The organism is Rhizobium sp. TH135 (assembly GCF_002855515.1).
Taxonomy (GTDB): domain Bacteria; phylum Pseudomonadota; class Alphaproteobacteria; order Rhizobiales; family Rhizobiaceae; genus Allorhizobium.
In genome coordinates, this window is the sequence record NZ_PKRP01000001.1 from 1,016,379 (window position 1) to 1,035,674 (window position 19,296).

General features: G+C 58.1%; 17 protein-coding genes. 9 read left to right on the forward strand and 8 right to left on the reverse strand.

The window, feature by feature from the left end; translation table 11 throughout:
• Positions 1 to 30: 30 nt before the first annotated feature.
• Together C0V73_RS04755 and C0V73_RS04760 are read right to left on the reverse strand one after the other, a co-directional pair.
• Complete coding sequence (locus C0V73_RS04755; protein ID WP_102018805.1) at positions 31 to 1,305, reverse strand: ABC transporter substrate-binding protein; 1,275 nt, start codon at positions 1,303 to 1,305, stop codon at positions 31 to 33.
• Between the two features lie 64 nt (positions 1,306 to 1,369).
• Positions 1,370 to 3,628, reverse strand: coding sequence for an alpha-L-rhamnosidase (locus C0V73_RS04760; RefSeq protein ID WP_102018945.1), 2,259 nt, complete (start codon positions 3,626 to 3,628; stop codon positions 1,370 to 1,372).
• Positions 3,629 to 3,843: 215 nt separating this feature from the next.
• On the opposite strand from C0V73_RS04760, the gene C0V73_RS04765 reads away from it, so the two are divergent.
• The 8 genes from C0V73_RS04765 to C0V73_RS04800 all read left to right on the forward strand — a co-directional run bounded on the left by C0V73_RS04765 (position 3,844) and on the right by C0V73_RS04800 (position 12,264).
• On the forward strand, positions 3,844 to 4,869 hold the full coding sequence (locus tag C0V73_RS04765; RefSeq protein WP_102018806.1) for a LacI family DNA-binding transcriptional regulator: 1,026 nt from the start codon (positions 3,844 to 3,846) through the stop codon (positions 4,867 to 4,869).
• A 585-nt stretch (positions 4,870 to 5,454) separates the two neighbouring features.
• Entirely contained in the window at positions 5,455 to 6,372 is a 918-nt protein-coding gene (locus C0V73_RS04770) for an AraC family transcriptional regulator (protein ID WP_143708303.1), read from the forward strand.
• A 171-nt stretch (positions 6,373 to 6,543) separates the two neighbouring features.
• On the forward strand, positions 6,544 to 7,002 hold the full coding sequence (locus C0V73_RS04775; protein ID WP_102018808.1) for a (2Fe-2S)-binding protein: 459 nt from the start codon (positions 6,544 to 6,546) through the stop codon (positions 7,000 to 7,002).
• Positions 7,003 to 7,005: 3 nt separating this feature from the next.
• On the forward strand, positions 7,006 to 9,216 hold the full coding sequence (locus tag C0V73_RS04780) for a xanthine dehydrogenase family protein molybdopterin-binding subunit (RefSeq protein WP_102018809.1): 2,211 nt from the start codon (positions 7,006 to 7,008) through the stop codon (positions 9,214 to 9,216).
• A 33-nt stretch (positions 9,217 to 9,249) separates the two neighbouring features.
• Positions 9,250 to 9,714, forward strand: coding sequence for a c-type cytochrome (locus C0V73_RS04785; protein ID WP_210200147.1), 465 nt, complete (start codon positions 9,250 to 9,252; stop codon positions 9,712 to 9,714).
• Between the two features lie 116 nt (positions 9,715 to 9,830).
• Entirely contained in the window at positions 9,831 to 10,433 is a 603-nt protein-coding gene (locus C0V73_RS04790; protein WP_102018810.1) for a TetR/AcrR family transcriptional regulator, read from the forward strand.
• Positions 10,434 to 10,594: 161 nt separating this feature from the next.
• The gene (locus C0V73_RS04795; protein WP_245407869.1) at positions 10,595 to 11,032 is read left to right on the forward strand and encodes a PaaI family thioesterase; all 438 of its coding nucleotides are present in this window, start codon (positions 10,595 to 10,597) and stop codon (positions 11,030 to 11,032) included.
• A gap of 47 nt (positions 11,033 to 11,079) precedes the next feature.
• A complete protein-coding gene (locus C0V73_RS04800; RefSeq protein WP_102018811.1) occupies positions 11,080 to 12,264 on the forward strand; it encodes an acetyl-CoA C-acyltransferase in 1,185 nt (394 codons plus the stop codon).
• A 119-nt stretch (positions 12,265 to 12,383) separates the two neighbouring features.
• Here C0V73_RS04800 and C0V73_RS04805 read toward each other — a convergent pair whose 3' ends face one another.
• The 4 genes from C0V73_RS04805 to C0V73_RS04820 form a co-directional block, all read right to left on the reverse strand.
• Complete coding sequence (locus C0V73_RS04805; protein ID WP_102018812.1) at positions 12,384 to 13,259, reverse strand: aldo/keto reductase; 876 nt, start codon at positions 13,257 to 13,259, stop codon at positions 12,384 to 12,386.
• 167 nt (positions 13,260 to 13,426) lie between these two features.
• On the reverse strand, positions 13,427 to 14,275 hold the full coding sequence (locus C0V73_RS04810; protein WP_245407870.1) for an oxidoreductase: 849 nt from the start codon (positions 14,273 to 14,275) through the stop codon (positions 13,427 to 13,429).
• Positions 14,276 to 14,337: 62 nt separating this feature from the next.
• A complete protein-coding gene (locus C0V73_RS04815) occupies positions 14,338 to 15,243 on the reverse strand; it encodes an alpha/beta hydrolase (protein WP_102018813.1) in 906 nt (301 codons plus the stop codon).
• Positions 15,244 to 15,308: 65 nt separating this feature from the next.
• The gene (locus C0V73_RS04820; protein WP_102018949.1) at positions 15,309 to 16,082 is read right to left on the reverse strand and encodes an SDR family oxidoreductase; all 774 of its coding nucleotides are present in this window, start codon (positions 16,080 to 16,082) and stop codon (positions 15,309 to 15,311) included.
• Between the two features lie 111 nt (positions 16,083 to 16,193).
• Between C0V73_RS04820 and C0V73_RS04825 the strand changes: the two genes are divergently transcribed.
• Complete coding sequence (locus tag C0V73_RS04825) at positions 16,194 to 16,769, forward strand: TetR/AcrR family transcriptional regulator (RefSeq protein ID WP_102018814.1); 576 nt, start codon at positions 16,194 to 16,196, stop codon at positions 16,767 to 16,769.
• 146 nt (positions 16,770 to 16,915) lie between these two features.
• Here the strand turns inward: C0V73_RS04825 and C0V73_RS04830 are convergent, their stop codons facing one another.
• Together C0V73_RS04830 and C0V73_RS04835 are read right to left on the reverse strand one after the other, a co-directional pair.
• The gene (locus C0V73_RS04830) at positions 16,916 to 18,079 is read right to left on the reverse strand and encodes a multidrug effflux MFS transporter (protein WP_245407871.1); all 1,164 of its coding nucleotides are present in this window, start codon (positions 18,077 to 18,079) and stop codon (positions 16,916 to 16,918) included.
• 281 nt (positions 18,080 to 18,360) lie between these two features.
• Positions 18,361 to 19,266 (reverse strand): LysR family transcriptional regulator, encoded by a 906-nt coding sequence (locus C0V73_RS04835; protein WP_102018816.1) that lies wholly within the window; start codon positions 19,264 to 19,266, stop codon positions 18,361 to 18,363.
• Positions 19,267 to 19,296: the final 30 nt, after the last annotated feature.

The following is a 19,296-nucleotide window of genomic DNA, read 5'->3' on the forward strand; positions in this document are numbered from 1 at the left end:
GAGACCGGACGGGGTTCGACTGGCGGGAGGTTACCAGTTCGGCAGGCCGAGTTGCTTGGCCTGCTTTTCGACATCCTGGTCATAAAGAGCAACTGCTTCGGCAGCCGGTCGGATGCCGGACCCGACTTCTACCGTAATCTGCTCGAGTGCCGGGCCTTTGACCGGAGACAGGAATTCGAGCGCAGGCGCAGTGCCACCCTCAGCTTCGAAGTAGGGCAACATGTCCTTGACGGCCTGCGGCACGTCTGCGGGAAGCTGGCAGTCCTTGATCAGATAGGGACCCGAAGGAACAGCCTTCGCCATCAATTCGCAGGCTTCCTTGGAGGCAACCCAATCGAGGAATTGTTTGGCTTCTTCGCCATTCTCGGCACTGGACGGACTGTAAAGCGCAGATGGCATCCAGACCGTCAGGCCATTCTTTGCGGCATCATCGCCCGGCTGCGCGAAGAAACCCAGATCAGCCAAGTTGTCAGGATAGTTTTGTGCGACGTTGCCGATACCGAAGGTCAGCATCGGATAATGAGCCGCCTCCCCCGTTGCCACCATACGCATGCCGTCATCGAACTTGGCAGCTCCGAAATCGGCGTTGAACAGTCCGGCCTTGCCGGTCTGCTCAAGGCGTTCGAAACCCTTGGCAGCCGCGGGTGTCGTTGCGAATTTTGCCTTGTTGTCGGTAAAGTCCTTGGCAAAACTCGGGGCTGCCGCGTTGACGTTGTAGTAGTCGGCCAGCACGAAGAGCTGGGACGTCCAGGTGTCGCCATAGGTCTGGGCGATGCCGACTTTACCGGCCGCCTTGACCTTCTCGCTGTTGGCGATGAAATCGGCCCAGGTCTTTGGCACTTCCAGCCCGAGTTCTGCGTAGATCTTTCTGTTGTAGAAGATGCCACCGCCCATGGCAGGGCCGAAGGGAACGCCGCGAACGCTGCCATCCGCCGCGCTGACGACCGGCTTGAAGTTCTCGGAGATATTGCCGGCATTCGGCAGACCGGAGAGATCAGCGAGCGTATTCTCCGGCTTCAGCGCCTGAAAGAGCGAACCGGTGTTGTACTGGAAGATGTCGGCCATCTCGCCGGTTGCCAGTCGCGTCTTGACGATGTTGTCCCCCTCAGCCCCCCCTGCGCGGTTCTCGATGTCGAAACTGATGTCAGGTCGCTTCTCGCTGTAGGCCTTGGTCAAAACATCCAGAAAACTAATTGTTTCAGGATTGGTATCTGCCAGGATGGTGAGCGTTACGTCGGCATGGGCGGCACTCGCCAGAAGACTGGCAAGCGATGCGGCCAGGATTGTTCTTGCAGTCATTCTCATGGTCGTTTCCTCCTCTATTGACCACTTGATCATTCACTGGCTGCGGGCAGCGCCCGCGGCCATATCAGATGCTGAACGTGATGATGTGCTCGCCCGCCGTGAGACTTATATCCATCTGGCTTTCGACGGACTGTCCATTGACCGAGACGTTGCTGCGGATGCTCGATGCCTTCAACGATGCTGAGAGACCTTGCGGAAGTACGACGCGATAGGTCACCTGATCCCCCACCAGGCTCCACTCGGCTTCGATCCTCCCTTGCCTCACATCGTGCCAGGCTTTGACGGGCGACAGCGCGGGCAAAATAGCCGGGTCCAGCTCCAGGTTTGAAAAACCCGCACCTTCAGCCGTCAGCTTCAGGCCAGCCACATCCTCGAACAACCACTGGCAGACGGCGCCATAGGCATAATGGTTGTAGCTGTTCATATCCGGATCGTAGATCGAGCCGTCCTCGGCCACCGCGTCCCAGCGCTCCCAGATGGAGGTCGCGCCACGCTCGACCTGATAGAGCCAGCCCGGCACCTTGCGATTGAGAAAAACCTTTTCCGCAAGATCGAGCATGCCGAGTTCAGTGAGCGCTGGCAGCAACGCGGGCGTGCCGATAAACCCTGTACCGATGACGCCATCGGTTTCCTCGACCACGCGGCGGAAATAGGCCTTGCCCGCCTCCTTGTAGTCATCGGGAACGAGACCATGCAGGAAGGCAAGCGCCCAGGACGTCTGGTCGTTATGCGCAATCCGACCGGAGGGCGAAAAGAACTCTGTGCGGAAGGCGGCGCGGATTGCATCTACACGCTCGTCCAGTCGGCGCGCCTCGTCGTCACGGCCGAGGATGCGACCGATACGCGCCGCGAGTTGTGTGGAGATGAAATGGTAGAGCGTGGCGGCACAATCGTCAGCGACGGTCGGTCGCGGCTTACGGTTATCGCCGACGGGCTGGAGCCAGTCGCCAAAAGTGAAGCCGTGATCGCCCCACTCGGCCGGCGGGCGGATGATCGGGCCGTTGGAAATGCCCCAGAGATAGTCGAGCCATTTGATCATGGCCGGGAAGCATTCCGCCAGGACCTCCCTATTGCCGTAATGCAGGTAGAGCTGCCACGGGATGATGACGATGGCATCGCCCCAACCGGTCGAGCCGGCCCAGTCGCCGCGCGCATCGATCGGATGCAGTCGAGTCGGGTCGGGAGAGAAGTGCGGAACCGCACCATTCTCGCGCTGGTCATGCATGACGTCGCGCAGATACTTGATCAGGAAACGTTCGCTGTCTGCAAGCCAGCAGGCGGTGCCTGCGAAGACCTGTGCGTCTCCCGTCCAGCCGAGGCGCTCATCGCGTTGCGGGCAGTCCGTCGGGATCTCGATGAAGTTCGAACGCTGTGACCAGATGGTGTTTTCGACGAGCCGATTGACCGCGGCAACACCTGTGGTGATGCCGCCAGTGGAGACCGGAACCGAGCTGATCGGCACCATCTCGATGGAAAGGAGGCTGACGTCTCCTTCGAGCGTCACCCGTGCATAGCGAAAGCCCATGAAGGTGAAGAGCGGGGCATAGGTTTCCTCGCCTTCGCCAGACAGGGTGTAGCGCAGCTCGGCGCGGGCGCTACGATAATTCCGGTTGTCGAAGGCCTTGTCCGGCCCAAGGATCTCGGAGTGCTCGACGCGGACTGACGCGCCCGGCTTTCCGCTGACACGGAGCCGAATGTATGCACCGGCGTTCTGGCCGAAATCATAGAGTGTCCGGTTTTCGGCATCCTGCCACTGCTCGATCGGCGCGAGCGGTGCGAGCTCCCTCACCGCGTCCGCCTCGTGCGGCACGAGCAGGCCCTTGTCGAAATCGAGCAGGTCCATGCCGGATTCGGCGCGAGGCGTAATCCGGGCATCGTAGTCTTCGCCGAAATAGATCCCGTTGCGCGTTACCGGGGATAGACCGCTCTTCCAGCTCGCATCGGTGACCAGCAGTGCTGCGCCGTCAGCCTCGATTTCGGCGATCGCCGCAACACGGTCACCCCAGCAATTGAAGATGGGATTGGAGGCCCAAAGCAACTGGCTGCGATACCAGCCATCACCAAGCCAGATCTCGATCCGGTTTTCTCCGACCTGAAGAAGCTCGGATACCTCATAGGCTTGATAGGCGATCCGGTCGTCATAGCAGGTCCAGCCGGGCGTCAGCAGATCCTCACCGACGCGCTTGCCATTGATGAAGGCGCGGTAGAGACCGAGCGCAGAAATCCTCAAGGTTGCCGTCGAGGGGAGGCTATCCACCTGCCAGGACCTCTGCACGAAGGTGCCGGCTGCGCCCTGCCCCTTGTCAATCTCGGGCGCAATCATCTCAGCCCGCGCAAAGGGCTGACTGCCGGATGCCAAAATCGAGCCTGCCAGAGAGGGCCTGTCCATGGTGTCTCTACTCCCGCCGGTGCATACCCATAAGGCCACGCCGGTCATTTTGTGTATCGTTCTATGTATATCATTCTACAAACTCGTTTGCCGCGCAAGCGCTTTTTGCATATAGTAGATGCAAGGATGATGCGTAGACGGGATTACCTATGGAAAAACAGAAGCTTGGCCCACCGACGGATCGCGTGACGATCCGCCATGTCGCCGAGCATGCGGGCGTTTCGGTGGCCGCCGTGTCCAAGGTTCTGCGCAATGCCTACGGTGTGTCAGAGGCACTGCGGACCAAGGTCGAAAACGCCATCGACCTTCTGAAGTATCGTCCGTCGACGGCGGCACGGGCCATGCGCGGCCGGACTTACACCGTTGGCATTTTGGTCGTGGAACTGACCAACCCGTTCGTCCCGGTTCTGCTCGAAGGGATCGACGCAGGTCTGGCAGAGGCGAATTATAAAGCGATGGTCGGCGTCGGCCGCGCGGCCTCCAAGCTCGAGACATCGATGATCGAGTCGATGATCGACACCAGGATGGATGGCCTGGTCCTGATCGGGCCGCAGATCTCGGGAAGCGTGGTTGCGCACTATGCGAAACAGATCCCCATCGTCGCGATTGCCCACCACGAACCTCAGGCGACCTTGTACGACACGGTCAATTCGGACGATTTCGCGGGGGCGCAGATGGCCGTCGAAGCGCTGGCATCACGGGGCTACAGCGATATCGCCATGCTGAGCTATGACCGGTCGGACAGCCCCAGTTCGGTCGTCGCGGTGCAGCGTGAGGCGGGATACAAGGCGGCCATGGCTGCGATCGGATTGAAAGACAAGGCACGGATAATCCGCCATCCCCATCCGAGCGAATCTAGGAAGAAGGAACTAGCGGCCTTGCTCTCTTCGGAAGACAGGCCGCGGGCGATCTTCGTCTGGTCCGATCTCGATGCCGTTCCGCTGCTGGCGGCCTGTCACGAATTGGGCATCGACGTCCCCGGCTCACTCGCCGTCATCGGCTACGACGACTGTTCGCTCGCCGGACAGCCGGCCGTCAGCCTCTCCAGCGTCAACCAGGATCCGCTGGAACTCGGCGCCCGGGCAAGCGAATTGCTGCTTAGTCGCATCGAAGGCCGTGAAGACGCGCAGCATGTTCTCTTTCCGCCAAAGGTCGTGCTTCGCCGCAGCATATGACTGTGGCGAATGGACAATGTGTCGACCCATTACCCGCGGGGCAACCTTGTTTCAAAAGCTCACTCGCAGCAGACGGCTATGGCTACACAAATGAAGCTGTCCGCGAAACGCTAGCCTCACCTTTGGCTTGACGCCCTTTAAGGGGTTCGAACCGCCATGCCGTCGGATGCATGCCGGCAGAAAAAAGAGCCAGATCATGGATAGCGTCCGTCAAGCTGGTGTAATTTCGGGTTTGGGACCAGACTTTCAGGTTTGGCGGCGCTTGAGTGAATTGCGGCGGCTCTGCGGTTATCTTTGACCTTCAACATATATAGCTTGCCGATCGAATTTGGTTGCTTGAACTGGTTCCTGCGCCCCGGCTCGACTACTTCTTCATGCCTGGCCCGGCCGAACCGGATGGCGCTTCCTGTTGTTGCAGCGTGAAGAGTGATCATGCCGAAATGAAGAGTGCGGCAATGAGGGGCCTGATTGCAGCAAGACTTGTGGTAGGCGCATTACGTATCCTAGCTGTCATCGTGCGGATCGGCTAAGATCCACAAACCACCGCCAAGATTTCCCTAGCTAGGGTCAAAGAGATTTGTGCCAGTGAATGCACCAATTGATCCGCAGGCGCCAACAGATCCGCAATCCAGGCGCCGGCATCTCGTCGATGTCATATCGCAGATGTCGGCCGAGGACATTTCCATACCAAATCCGGTGCCTGGCCTGTCGATCTACAGGCTCACAGAGAGTTCGACAGATTTCTGTGGCGTTTACGAGCCTAGTGTCTGTTTTATCCTCAACGGCAGCAAATTGGTGAGCACCGGTGGCGATGTTATTCAGTATGCAGAGAACTCCTACCTGATCACGGCGATCGGAATGCCGATGAGCGGCTGGGCGCGTTCCGCCAGTGCCACAGATCCTTACATCGCCATGTTGCTGCGTCTCGATCTGGAGCTGATACGTCGCCTGATCGTGGAATATGACATGGATCATGCAGTCGCACCGGCGTCTGGCCCGATGGTTGGCCATCTGTCGGAGCGTCTTGTGGGGCTTCTTCATGAATTGATTCTTCTGGATCCGGACAACCCAGAATTTCAGTTCATGCATCGACATATCCAAACAGAAATCTTCTATCGTCTGCTTGTTACCCCACAAGGCCGTCAGCTTCGCGATTTTGCCCTCGCGGATACCACAAGCCACCGCATCACAACTGCGGTGAACTTCATTAGAGACAACTATTCCTCGACCCTAAGTGTCAAGCAACTCGCCGACCTATCGCGCATGGGGGTCTCCACGTTCCACAATCATTTCAAGACGCTAACCGGGATGAGCCCAGGCCAGCTGCAACAACAGATCCGGCTGCACCACGCAAGAGCGAAACTGCTCTCCAGCGAACGCGATATTGCCAGTGTGGCCCTGTCGGTCGGTTACGAAAGCCAGTCACAGTTCAGTCGGGAATTTCGCCGGCTCTTTGGGCATTCACCTTCAGAAATCCTCAAGAGAACCAGAGCGAATCGATAGGTGAGTACACCGTGAAGTCCACCGCAGCGGAAACTCTCACAATCTTGGTACCAAGAGGATTAGGCAAGAATTCAAGAGAATGTTCCCTACGAAGGGAAGTCCCATTCGAATACTCTGACACAGGGTGCGTTCCGCTGGGCGCTGCTGAAACTCGAACCATGGGACATCACGATGGTGACGCTTACGATAAACGGTACGGCGCATGAAATCGACGCCGAGCCCGATATGCCACTTCTCTGGGCGATCCGAGACCTTGTTGGGTTAACGGGAACGAAGTTTGGCTGTGGCATGGCCCAATGCGGCGCATGCACGGTCCATCTGGACGGTTCACCAGTTAGATCTTGTCAGACCTTTGTCGGCGATGTCGGCGAGGCAAAGATCACGACAATCGAAGGATTGACGGGCAAGGTCGCTGAGACAGTGCAAGCGGTTTGGACAGAACTTGACGTCCCCCAGTGCGGCTATTGCCAGTCCGGCCAGATCATGTCCGCGACTGATCTTCTGACGAACAATCCTAAGCCGACTGACGACGACATCGATGGCGCCATGGCCGGGAACCTCTGTCGTTGCGCGACCTATCACCGGATCCGTGCCGGGATCCATGAAGCCGCAAAACGTCTGGAGGCTTGAGCCATGTTCACCAAACCTACAAACTATGCCCGTTTCCGCGCAGCACAGCCTTCGGTATCGAGAAGAGGGGTCCTCATCGGCGCTTTGGCAACTGGTGGTGGATTGGCCGTCGGATTTCGTCTCCTGCCCGTATCGGAGGCGCAGGCCGCCACGGCCGCCGACCAGACTGTAAGCCAGTTCACCCCCTATGTTCTGATCGAGCCGTCGGGCAAGGTCACGGTCTTGTCGTCCCAGTTTGAGATGGGACAAGGCTCCTATAACGGCATCGCGACACTGGTCGCGGAAGAGCTTGACGCCGACTGGTCGACAATTGAAGTGGTCGGAGCTGCAGGCGATGTGAAATCACTTGGCAACCTTGCTTTCGGGGGCGCGCTTCAGGCAACCGGTGGCTCCACCTCGATGTTCACCTCCTGGGACCGCTACCGCCAGGCCGGTGCTGCAACGCGTGCAATGCTGGTTTCTGCCGCAGCCGAACAATGGGGTATTCCAGCGTCTGAAATCAAAGTCGAAAACGGAATTTTGTCACACGCCTCCGGAAAACAGGGGGGTTTCGGCGAGTTTGCAGCAACCGCTGCAAAGATGCCGGTCCCGGCAAATGTCAGCTTGAAGAGCCCGGCTGACTGGAAGCTGATAGGCAAGGAAGATCTGAAGCGGTTCGATAGCGCCCGCAAGACGAATGGGACTGAAAGCTACACGCTCGACGTAAAGCTTCCGGGAATGCTGACGGCAGTGATGATTCATCCGCCTCTGTTCGGCGCGAAAGTGAAGTCGTTTGACGCCACCGCAGCGCGCGAAGTTCCAGGTGTCGTCGACGTCGTCGAGACGCCACGAGGCGTTGCGGTTGTCGGGCAGCACATGTGGGCAGCGATGAAGGGACGCGACGCGGTAACCGTCGAGTGGGATGACATTGCAGCGGAAAAGCGCGGGACAACCGAGCTTTTGGCGCTCTACAAGGATTTGGCCAGCAAACCAGCTCCTGCCCTTGCACGCAAGGACGGCGACGTTGACGCGTCGTTCAAGACGGCAGTGAAGGTGATCGAAGCCACTCTGAAATTCCCTTATCTCTCCCATGCAGCCATGGAGCCTTTGAACGCGGTTGCCCGGCGAAATGAGGATGGGACCGTCGAAATCTGGGGCGGGCATCAATTCCCGGATGTCTATCAAGGCCTGGCAGCACAGATTGCAGAGGTCACGCCCGATAAGATCAAGCTTCACGTGATGAAGACGGGCGGCAGTTTCGGGCGGCGTGCCGTGTTCGATGGCGACGTGGTCGTGGAAGCGGTCTATGTGGCGAAAGCCATTGGCTACCGCGCACCGGTCAAGGTCCAGTGGACCCGCGAAGATGACATGCGCGCCGGTCGTTACCGGCCGATGTATGTCCACCAGCTCAAGGCAGCTTTGGATGCTGACGGCAAGCTTGTTGCATTTGAAGATCATGTTGTCGGCCAGTCTATCATGGCCAAAACCATGTTCGAGGGAATGGTCAAGGATGGCGTCGACCCGACCTCCGTCGAGGGGATCAGCAACATTCCCTATGGCATACCGAACCAGAAAATCGGGCTGACAACGGTCGACGTCGGCGTGCCTGTCTTATGGTGGCGCTCCGTTGGGCATACCCACACAGCGTTCGCTGCAGAGACCATGATGGACGAGCTTGCAGAGGCTGCAGGACAAGACCCCGTCGAATTCCGTCTTTCGTTGCTGGAACCCGCTTCGCGCCATGCCGCGGTCCTCAAGCTGGCAGCAGAAAAGGCAGAGTGGGGCAAGCCAGTACCGGAAGGGATCTTCAGAGGCGTGGCGGTTGCCGAGAGCTTCGGAACCGTGGTCGCTGAAATCGCAGATGTCTCACTGAAGCCGGACGGCGGCTTCAAGGTGGAGCGTGTCGTCGCCGCCGTGGACTGCGGGCTCGCCATCAATCCGGGTCAGGTCCGCGCCCAGATTGAGGGCGGCATCGGCTTCGGCCTCGGTGCGATCTCGGCAGAAAAGATCACATTGACGGCTGGTGAGGTGGACCAGAGCAACTACGATTCCTACACACCGCTGAGGATAGACGCGATGCCGAAGGTCGAAGTCCATATTCTTCCTTCAGCCAATCCGCCGTCAGGCATCGGTGAACCTGGGGTTCCACCGATCGGTCCGGCAGTCGCAAACGCACTGTACAAGGCACGCGGCCAGCGTATCCGTACGCTACCCTTCAATCTGCCCTCGGCATAACGGTCTGCGCATACCCGGCTCAAGTGGCCGGGTATGCTTTCCCCTAACCATCGTCCAAATTCGTTCAATCCACAGCAAGTTGAATTGCTGACTGTGGTCACCTCTATGATTGGAATTTTCCAGATGCGCTTCACGTTAACGGCGGCAGCGGTCGCGACCTATGCTACGCTTGCGGTACAGGTATCCATTGCACAAGGGACCGAAGAGGGACAGAGGCTGTTCAAACAGCGCTGTCAGAGTTGCCACTCGGTGACACCAAGCAAGAACAGCCCAGCAGGCCCCAACCTTATCGGCGTCATCGGCCGAGCAAGCGGCTCCACCGATTTCAGATATTCGGCGGCAATGAAAAATGCCGGCCTGAGATGGGACGCAGGCACCCTCGATCAATATCTTTCTGCACCCGCCAAACTGATCCCGGGAACGCGTATGGCCGTCGCTGTTACAAACCCGCAGCAGCGCAAGGCCATCGTGGAATACCTGGCCTCATTGAACAACTGAGGCAATAACGTTGGACTGGTGAAGCAATTCTTTCACGCCCATGAGACCCGTCAGTGACATTTGTCATCGACTGCCATTCAGACTATGGTCGACCTCTGGCATCAGAGGATACGGTATTGAGCCTGAGAGAACGCAAGAAAGACAAGACAAGAACGCAGCTCCTCGAGGCAGCTCTGGAACTCATCGGTCGGCAGGGTTTTGCTGACACAACCATAAGTCAAATCGCTGCCGCAGTCGATGTTTCGCCACGAACCCTGCTGCGATACTTCCCGACCAAGGAGGATGTGATCGTCAGTTGGGTCGACGACACCATCACGATCTTCATTGATACTCTGACGGCAAGGCCACAGGACGAGGCCGCTCAACAGTCATTGATGGCGGCATCTCGAGCAATGCTGGAAGCTTACCAGCAGCGTTCGGAGTTCTACCTCGTGATCGAGAAGACGATCGCTTCATCTCCCTCTGTCAGCGCCAGAAAACAGGAGATGTCGGCAGCGCTTGCAGAGAGAGTTGAAAAGCATCTTCAAGCTAGAGCCGGTAGCGATTTCGACAGCCTGAGGACCGAAGTGCTGACGGCCATCGTATTTTCCATGATCCGAGTTTCAATACGGCGCTGGCTGGCAACGGACGGCAAGGCAGATCTTTTGTCGGTGTTTGATAAGGTGACAAGGATCGTGCCATTGACCGACGACGACATGGTCGACACGGAAGACGTTTGACGGCTCGCGGCCACCACGACCTGAGTTTCGCCTGCGAGAGTGTCTCACAATTCAAGTTGCGTTTCGGCAAAAGCCATATAGATTTCGCTCGAACTCTATATGGCTTCGCGTCTGACTGCGAGGCCACCAAACAGCTAGCCGCAGCCAGGGAGCACGACCTCATGGAACATACACAGCATACCGGTATGGAACTGGTGCAAGCACTTCATGAGGGCACCGTCCAGCGGCCGCCGATGGCCGACCTCCTGCCCTTCGAACTGCAGCCTCCGATACTCGGGCAGATAACGCTTACCGCAAGCCCGACAGACGACTTCCATAACTTGGTCGGAACCGTTCACGGTGGCTGGATCATGACCATGCTTGATACGGCAATGGCCTTGGCCGCCCAGACAACGCTGGCTGCAGGTGAGGCCTGCATGTCGCACGAGACCTCGGCCAAATTCGTCAAACCAGTCCGGAGCAACGCTGGACCGGTGACGATAACAGGAAGGGTTATCTCGCGTGGGCGTTCGCTGATTACCCTCGACGGGCAGGTTCAGGATCAAAACGGCAAGCTGCTGGCCCACGGCACTTCGACCTGCGTCGTCATGGCAGTCTGACCGGTCAGAGCTCGCCCCCTCCCGCCTCTTGCAACTAAGGACAGGTCATGTCTTACGATCCCGTCGTCATTGTATCCGCCGCACGCACACCTCTTGGTCGATTCATGGGCAACCTCTCATCCATGAAGGCGAACGAGCTCGGAGCCCACGCCATAAAGGCGACTTTGGAAAGAGCGCAATTATCGCCCGAACGGGTGGACGAAGTGCTGCTCGGATGCGTTTTGCCCGCAGGGCAAGGGCAGGCACCTGCCCGTCAGGCAGCAAGGCGTGCAGGCCTCCCCGATGCGGTAGGCGCGTCGACTATCAACAAGGTGTGCGGGTCCGGTATGAAAGCCACGATGCTCGCGCATGATATCATCCTTGCAGGATCGGCTGATATTGTTGTGGCAGGTGGCATGGAATCAATGTCGAACGCCCCGTACCTGCTTTCAGGGGCGCGAACGGGGTATCGCGTCGGACATGACAAGATATTCGACCACATGATGTTGGACGGCCTTGAAGATGCCTATGAGCGTGGCCGGGCCATGGGCGACTTCGGAGAAGCTGCCGCAGAAGCCTATGGGTTTACACGTGCAGACCAAGATGACTTTGCCACCGAAACGCTTTTGCGCGCCCGCACCGCAATCGAAAATAACGCTTTTGCAAAAGAAATCGCCGCAGTCACTGTGTCGAGCAAAGCGGGAGAGGTGCTGATCGATACGGACGAGCATCCCCTAAAGGTCTCCCCCGATAAAATCCGCACCTTGAAACCTGCTTTTCGCGCCAACGGCACAATCACCGCCGCAAGTGCGTCCGCCAACGCAGATGGTGCCGCGGCACTAATCCTAACTAGGCGGTCGATTGCAGAACAAGAAGGACTGCCAATTCTGGCCGAAATCAAGGGACATGCAGCCCATAGTCAGGATCCAGCCTGGTATACGACCGCGCCCATTCCGGCCATTCGCAAGCTCCTGGACAAGACCGGCTGGCGTGTTGAAGACGTTGATCTCTTCGAAATCAATGAAGCCTTCGCCATTGTCGCCATGGCCGCGGCCAAGGACTTGGGGATTGTGCGCGACAAGCTGAACGTGAATGGCGGGGCTTGTGCGCTGGGCCACCCGATCGGTGCGACGGGAGCGAGGCTGATCGTGACGCTTCTCCACGCACTTGAACGGCAGGGACTGAAGAAAGGTGTGGCATCCCTGTGTATCGGCGGCGGCGAAGCGACCGCGATTGCGATCGAGCGCCCTTAAGAAACCACGCCGACAGGGCCTTTCCGCGAGAGCTTAGATACCTGCTCGCTCTTGCGGATAAAGCCGTGTTTTAAAGTGCTGGCGGCATACCGTTTCAAGGTATGCCGCTCCCGATCTGCTCAGCCGCGTGGAGAAGCCGCATCAAGCTGAGCGAACTCTTCGTCGGTCAGGATCACGCTGGCGCCGGCGACGTTTTCCTCCAAATGCTTGACCTTGCTCGTGCCTGGGATTGGCAACATGACAGGGCTGCGCTTCAGCATCCATGCCAAGGCGATCTGGCTTGGCGTTGCACCCTTAGCCTTTGCGAGTGTGTCGACAATGCCGCCTGGCTTAGAGAGCTCGCCGGAGGCAAGCGGGAACCACGGAATGAAGCCGATATTGTGCTTCTCGCAATAGTCGAGGACGTCTTCATCGGCACGGTTGGCAAGATTGTACATGTTCTGGACAGTGACGACCGGGAAGATCTTGCGCGCTGCCTCGATCTGCTCGACGGTCACCTGGCTCAGACCAGCATAACGGATGAGCCCCTGATCGATCAGGTCCTTGACCACGCTGAACTGGTCTTCGAGCGTATAGTTCGGATCGATGCGATGCAGTTGCCAGAGATCAATCCGCTCGACCTTCAGGCGCCTGAGGCTCATGCGTACCGCCTGACCGAGGTAGTCCGGATGGTTGAGGATGGGCCACTGCCCTTCAGTGATCCCCGGGCGCAGCAGGCCACCTTTCGTGGCGATCAGCATATCCTTGGCATAGGGATGAAGGGCTTCGGCGATCAGCTCCTCAGCAACGTAGGGACCATAGCAATCGGCTGTATCAACGAAGTTGATGCCGAGTTCCGGCACACGCTTCAACACCCGGATCGCCTCATCGCGATCTTCGGGTTCTCCGTAAAAGCCCGGACCCGTCAGACGCATGGTCCCGTAGCCCAGTCGGTTGATGGCGATTTCGCCCCCGATCTTGAATTCCCCGGAGGCAACAGCATTGGCAGCGGACATTTAAGTCTCCTTTCAGACCTGGCGCCCCGGATCTACCAGGGCTACTGCCTTGGAACTTAGGGGCGCCCTTCAAAAATGTCAACAACTGCCATTTGTCTCTTTGTGACATTTATTCGTGATGTTTAACTTGCAATTCTGCCTCGCGGCAACCTGAATGATGCCGGAGGTCAGTCTTGAAGCTTCATCTGCTTTCGAAGGCTCTTGTCGAAGGCTCCAGCCGGCACAAAGCGGCGAAGCAAGAAAAGCTGGCGTGCTATCTTGCTTGCTGGGTTCTGCAGTTTAGGTTTCTTGTCGCTCACGGCAGCAACCACGGACGCCGCGACCAGCTGAGGCGGGTCGCCGGCCTCGATCGCTTGTTTCCAAACTTCGACCATCGCGCTGCGCTGCGCGTCGTAGATGGCAAGCTTCCGATCCGGGCCGGTCGCATTATGATCCAGTGACGTGCGCGTGAAGGCAGGCTCGATGACCAGAACCCGGATCCCGAGATTGCGGACCTCATGGTCGAGTGACTGCGAATAGCCCTCGACGGCATGTTTGGTGGCTGCATAGAGCGCTGAAAACGGACTCGGCACAAAACCGACGACCGATCCGATATTGATGATCCGACCGCGGCGCTGCAACCGCATGATGGGGAGAACCGCATTGGTCATGCGGATGACCCCGAAGACATTCAAATCGAAAAGCGCCTTGGCCTGATCAACCGATGATTCCTCGGCGGCGGCGATCAGCGCTCCACCGGCATTGTTGACAAGGACATCAACGCGCCCTGCCTTCTCCATGACCTGCGAGACCAGTGCCGTCACCGAGGCATCATCTGTCACGTCGCAGGCCAACAAGCTGATGCCATCAATGCTTGCGCCTTCGAGCGCTCGTCGACTTGTACCGAAAACCTTGTAACCGGCACGATGAAGCGCCTTTGCAGTCTCAAGTCCGATGCCACTGGACGCGCCCGTGACGAGCGCAACTGGAGTTTCATGTCTCATAGCGATAATCCAATAATCTGCCGACTTCACCATCGGCGCCCCTTGACCCATTAAGAGGCAGTCGGCTCACCCATCCGGGAGCCGACTGCGGATGCTCAAGCCTTGCGGGTGTTTTGAACGAAGGCCGCGATCTGGACGGCAGCCATTTCCGGATACTGGTGGTGCGGACCATGGCCAGCGCGCGGATAAGTGATCAACTGGAGCGTGGGAAGCTGGTTGTTCAGCGCGTACCAGTTCTCGATTGGCATCACGATGTCATGATCGCCGCCGATGTGGAGGATTGGTGTCTTGGTCACCCTCAGCAGATCAAGGATCTGCTCGGCGGGAAAAAGCGGATTGCGAGGCGTGTTGCCGATCTGCGATATCGCCCAGTCAGCCGGCACATCCGGGCTGCGGTCTTGCTTGCGAGCCATCATTCGCTCGAAGGAGCGCCTGGATGCTTCCCGACTTCCAGCGTCATCTGGCTCGAAGAAGACAGTGGTGAACTGATCGAGATCCGTACCCGGCTTGGCGGCGGTATCATAGAAAAGCTGTTCTCCGGATTTAACGAGTTGGCCAGGCGGGGTGGTCGCAAGAAGCACAACATGGCTTGCCTTGTCACCCGTCATCGCCAGAACGATCTGCGCGGTAATGCCGCCGATCGACCAGCCGCCAATTGCAAAATCCTCAAGCTTGAGCCCCTCGATGAGGTCAACGGCATCCTGAGCGAGCGACATTGGATTGTATGACTTCTCGCCTGTCGAGAGGCCGAGACCGGAATAGTCAAAGGTGATGACCTGGAAGCCTTGGGCGGCCACACCGTCGATGAAAGCTGGATCCCAAAGATCAAGAACACCGCGGAAGCGATTGCAGAGCACAAGCGGCTTGCCGGCACCAACGCTGCGGTAAGCTAAGCGCCGTCCCTTGGATTCAACATACTTTGTCTGCGTTGTCAGCGCGTCTCCGGCGGCTTTTGCTGAGGTCGGCAGGGAGAGAACGGCTGCACTTGCAGCAGCGCTCATGAGAACATCACGACGAGACTGAGCTATCATAGAATGATCCTTTCAGGTTTGAAGATCAGGACGCTTCAGGAGTGGTTGATGTAACGGGCCGCCGGTGAGCCACCGAGGCCAGACGGGAAGACCGCACGCGCCTGCTCGAGGGTGTCCCAGAGACCGACGTCGGCGAGCGGCGGAATTGTCACGGCTTCACGACGATCGAACCCAACGAGCGCTGCGTCCACCAGATCGTCCACCTCCATGACATTGGGGATCTGCGACAGGTCGGCGCCGGCCTTTTCCCAGATCTCGGTCCGGGTCGCCGCAGGCAGAACTGCCTGGACATAGACCCCCTTGCCCGCCACTTCGGCGGAAAGCCCCTGGGAGAAGGTCAGCATGTAGGACTTCGTCGCCGAATAAATGCCGGGGAAGTATTGCGGCATAAGGGAAACGACCGAACCAAGATTGACGATCGCACCACTGCCACGCTTGACCATGCTGGGAAGAACGGCCGATGCGAGAAGCGTGGGCGCTGTGACGTTAAGCGCAACAAGACGTTCCATCGAGGTGGCATCTGCCTCTTCAAACGTCCCGAGCAGGGCTGCTCCGGCATTGTTGACGAGAACGTCGATATCGCCCTCGGAGAGCCGCTGTGAAACGGTCTGCAGCTGATCTGAATTGGTCAGATCAGCGACAATGTACTCGACCGATACCGCATACGCGGCACCGAGTTCTGCGGCAAGATCTTCAAGCTTCTCCAAGGAACGTGCAACGAGCACGAGCTTGTAGCCGCGACTGGCGAAGCGACGGGCATAAACGGCACCAATCCCGGCGGAGGCACCTGTGATGAGAGCTGTAGGCATTTCCATTCTCCGTAACGCCTGGATTTCAGCCCAGACTTAAGATGACGATCATCATCTAATTGAAAAGATGATGTCTGTCATCTATAATTTTCAAAACAGGAGAAATTTCTTATGCCGAGAAGTCAGAAGCAGAAGGCACAGAGCCGCGAGGCCATCATTCGCTCTGCAGCGAAACTCTTTCGAGAACGCGGTATTGATGGGGTAACGGTTGCCGAAATCATGGAGGGTGCCGGCCTCACCCATGGGGGTTTTCCACGCCATTTCAGCAGCAAAGATGAGTTGGTGAAGGAAGCGCTGGCCGATGTATTCGAAGCCAACGCTCGCGCTCCCTTTTTACCGGCAAAAGATTTGCAAACCCTGGCGAAGGCTTATCTGAGCAGCAGCCATCGCAACGCCCCCGGCAGTGGATGTGTTTTCGCCGCACTTGGAACAGAAATGGCGCGTTCATCTGCGCCCACGCGGAACATGCTGACGCAGGCGATTGCCGATCAGATCGAGGACTTTACGCACAAGGCGGGCGCTGGCGATCCTGAAAGAAAGCGGATAGAGGCGATCGGCACATGGGCGACGATGATCGGCGCGATGATGCTAGCCCGTATCGTTGACAGTCCAGATCTGGCCGAAGACATTCTTTCGTCTGCCCGGGCACATATCGAGGACCGTCCAGGCTTAAGGCAAAATGCGTAAAGCCGTGAGCACATGGGCCTTGTCCGGAAATGCGGCAACACTCCGATTTCGCGCCATGATGAACGGCCGAGCCTAGCGCTCCGGAGCGTTTGAGCGATCGTCCGATGGGACCGGTTTCAGTGTGCCAGAGAACCGATTGGCAACAGTCAAGCTTGCCGGGCTGGCAGCAGCGCGAGGCACGCAACGGTTCCAAGTCCGCTGATGGCAACGACGATCACGAGCGAACGTGGCGTGCCGTCGGCAAGCCAACTGACCGCGGCCGACCCCAGAATTCCTGATCCGTAATGCAAGGCTCCCACCAGCGCGGAAGCGGCCCCTGCCCGTTCTGGAAAACTTTGCATGGCGCCGCCGATCGAGTTCGCGACAATCAAGCCGGACCACGAGACAAAGAAGAACAAGGGAATAGCAAGGCCGAGAAGACCGCCCCAGCCGGCAAGCCCGATCACCGCGACGGCTGCTCCGGAACAGGCTGCGCCAAACGCTCCAAACTGTAAAAGACGACGGCTGCCGTAGCGGGTGACGGCTCTGGCATTGATCATGTTGGCAGACATGATGCCAAGGATACCGAGCGCAAATAGAATGCCGTAGAGCTGGGGCGGTACTTGATAGTACTCGATGAAAGCGAAAGGCGTCCCAGCGATATAGGCGTATACGCCGATGTAGAAGAAGCCACCCACTGCTGCAAAGCCAACAAGCCGGCGGTCAAGCAGCAATTTGCCATATCCGCTGATAGCGGCGACTACACTATCCTGTCGACGTTTATCTCTGGCCAGCGTCTCCGGTATCGTAAACAGCGCGGCGAGCGTCAGAAGCCCGAGCAGGACGAGCAGCCAGAAGATCGCGCGCCATCCCGCAAGAGACAGAACCTGACCGCCCACGAGAGGTCCCAGCAGAGGTGCGACAGCCATCACGGTGATAAGCGTCGACAGCATCTGCGCTGCACGAGGTCCCTCGTAAAGGTCGCGGACCATGGCACGCGATAGCACAACACCTGAACAGGCGCCTACCGCCTGCACAACACGCCAGAAGATCAGATGAGTGGCGCTGTCCGCCAGGGCGCAGCCAGCCGAGCCCGACACAAACAGCATGATGCCGATAGCGACCGGAAGTCGCCGTCCATAGCGATCGCCAAGTGGACCCCACAGCAGTTGCCCAAGGCTGAAACCAATCAAGAACCCTGAAACTGTGAGCTCCATGGCTCCGGTATCGGCACGAAGATCATTAGCCATGGCTGGCATTGCCGGCAGATAGAGATCCGTCGAGATAGACGCAAAACCCATCAGGGCACTTAGGACGGCGAGGACGCGCAACTGTCCGCTCCCGTGGGCTGTTTGGAGACGCTGGCCGGCATCGAAGCCAGGATCTGTGAAATCTTGAGACATGTGGGTCCGTTTCAGATTCAGGATAGCAAACGCTCACTGACCCCAAGACAGCGTCGACAGGGAATGCGGCAGAGCGAAAGGCGCGTGAATTAGGCCTGAGAAGCTTTCAGCATGTTTGTCCACTGGAGATAGACCAGTTACGGCGGCCTTATTAGGCGGACCTGCGCGATTGAAGACATTAGCCTGGCTTCACAATCGAGCAGCAGTTATCAGCGGGGCTTGCGCTCGACGTATCGCAAAGCATCGACCACCAGGGCAAAGGCTGGAGACGGATGACGGCGGTTTGGGTAGTAGAGGTGGTATCCGTCGAATGGTTCGCACCAATCTTCGAGGACACGAACAAGTTCTCCTCTGACGATCGATTCAGCCACGAGATCTTCCGGGAGGTAAGTCAGCCCAAGGCCGCGCTTCACGGCATCTAGTCGCATGGTGCTGTTGTTGAATATTATCTGGCCATCGACCCGGACCTTAACTTCATGCCCTTCCTTCTCGAACTCCCAGGATTGCATGTTTCCATATGTCGGCATGCGCATCTGGATACAGTTGTGTCTCGTGAGATCTTCTGGCGTGGTGGGACGAGGGTGCCCCTGGAAGTAGGAAGGTGCCCCCACAACCGCCATGCGCATCTCGGGACCAATCTTGATCGCAATCATGTCCTTTGCGATCTGCTCTCCCAGACGCACACCTGCATCATAGCGATCAGCGACGATATCGGTGAGGCCATAATCGACCGTAACCTCGACCTTTACCTCAGGATAATCAGGAAGAATTTTCTCAAGCGCTGGCGCCAGAATGGTGATCGCAGCGTGTTCACCGGTTGTGATCCTCACAGTCCCTGCAGGCCTGTCGCGCATTTCACTCAGCGCGACAAGTTCGCTCTGGATTTCGTCGAACCGAGGCGCAGCTGACGCAAGGAGACGCTCTCCAGCAGCCGTCGGTGAGACGCGTCGGGTCGTACGCGTCAGCAACCGCAGCCCGAGACGCGCCTCAAGCGCCCGAACCGTCTGGCTCAGCGCAGACTGGGAGACACCAAGCTTGATCGCAGCACGGGTAAAACTTTCCTCTCGCGCAACCATGACGAAAGCGAGGATATCGTTAAAGTTTTCCGGACGCATTCATTAGATCTCCTTATAGCCGCATGCGGA

What these genes read in the sequence shown, in the direction of transcription:
- C0V73_RS04760 (WP_102018945.1), bottom strand. Translation starts at nt 3,628, where the DNA reads ATGATTGCGCCCGAGATTGACAAGGGGCAGGGCGCAGCCGGCACCTTC.
- C0V73_RS04775 (WP_102018808.1), top strand. Translation starts at nt 6,544, where the DNA reads ATGGTGACGCTTACGATAAACGGTACGGCGCATGAAATCGACGCCGAG.
- C0V73_RS04780 (WP_102018809.1), top strand. Translation starts at nt 7,006, where the DNA reads ATGTTCACCAAACCTACAAACTATGCCCGTTTCCGCGCAGCACAGCCT.
- C0V73_RS04825 (WP_102018814.1), top strand. Translation starts at nt 16,194, where the DNA reads ATGCCGAGAAGTCAGAAGCAGAAGGCACAGAGCCGCGAGGCCATCATT.
- C0V73_RS04820 (WP_102018949.1), bottom strand. Translation starts at nt 16,082, where the DNA reads ATGCCTACAGCTCTCATCACAGGTGCCTCCGCCGGGATTGGTGCCGTT.
- C0V73_RS04835 (WP_102018816.1), bottom strand. Translation starts at nt 19,266, where the DNA reads ATGCGTCCGGAAAACTTTAACGATATCCTCGCTTTCGTCATGGTTGCG.
- C0V73_RS04755 (WP_102018805.1), bottom strand. Translation starts at nt 1,305, where the DNA reads ATGAGAATGACTGCAAGAACAATCCTGGCCGCATCGCTTGCCAGTCTT.
- C0V73_RS04815 (WP_102018813.1), bottom strand. Translation starts at nt 15,243, where the DNA reads ATGAGCGCTGCTGCAAGTGCAGCCGTTCTCTCCCTGCCGACCTCAGCA.
- C0V73_RS04765 (WP_102018806.1), top strand. Translation starts at nt 3,844, where the DNA reads ATGGAAAAACAGAAGCTTGGCCCACCGACGGATCGCGTGACGATCCGC.
- C0V73_RS04810 (WP_245407870.1), bottom strand. Translation starts at nt 14,275, where the DNA reads ATGGTGAAGTCGGCAGATTATTGGATTATCGCTATGAGACATGAAACT.
- C0V73_RS04800 (WP_102018811.1), top strand. Translation starts at nt 11,080, where the DNA reads ATGTCTTACGATCCCGTCGTCATTGTATCCGCCGCACGCACACCTCTT.
- C0V73_RS04795 (WP_245407869.1), top strand. Translation starts at nt 10,595, where the DNA reads ATGGAACATACACAGCATACCGGTATGGAACTGGTGCAAGCACTTCAT.
- C0V73_RS04805 (WP_102018812.1), bottom strand. Translation starts at nt 13,259, where the DNA reads ATGTCCGCTGCCAATGCTGTTGCCTCCGGGGAATTCAAGATCGGGGGC.
- C0V73_RS04785 (WP_210200147.1), top strand. Translation starts at nt 9,250, where the DNA reads ATGCTTTCCCCTAACCATCGTCCAAATTCGTTCAATCCACAGCAAGTT.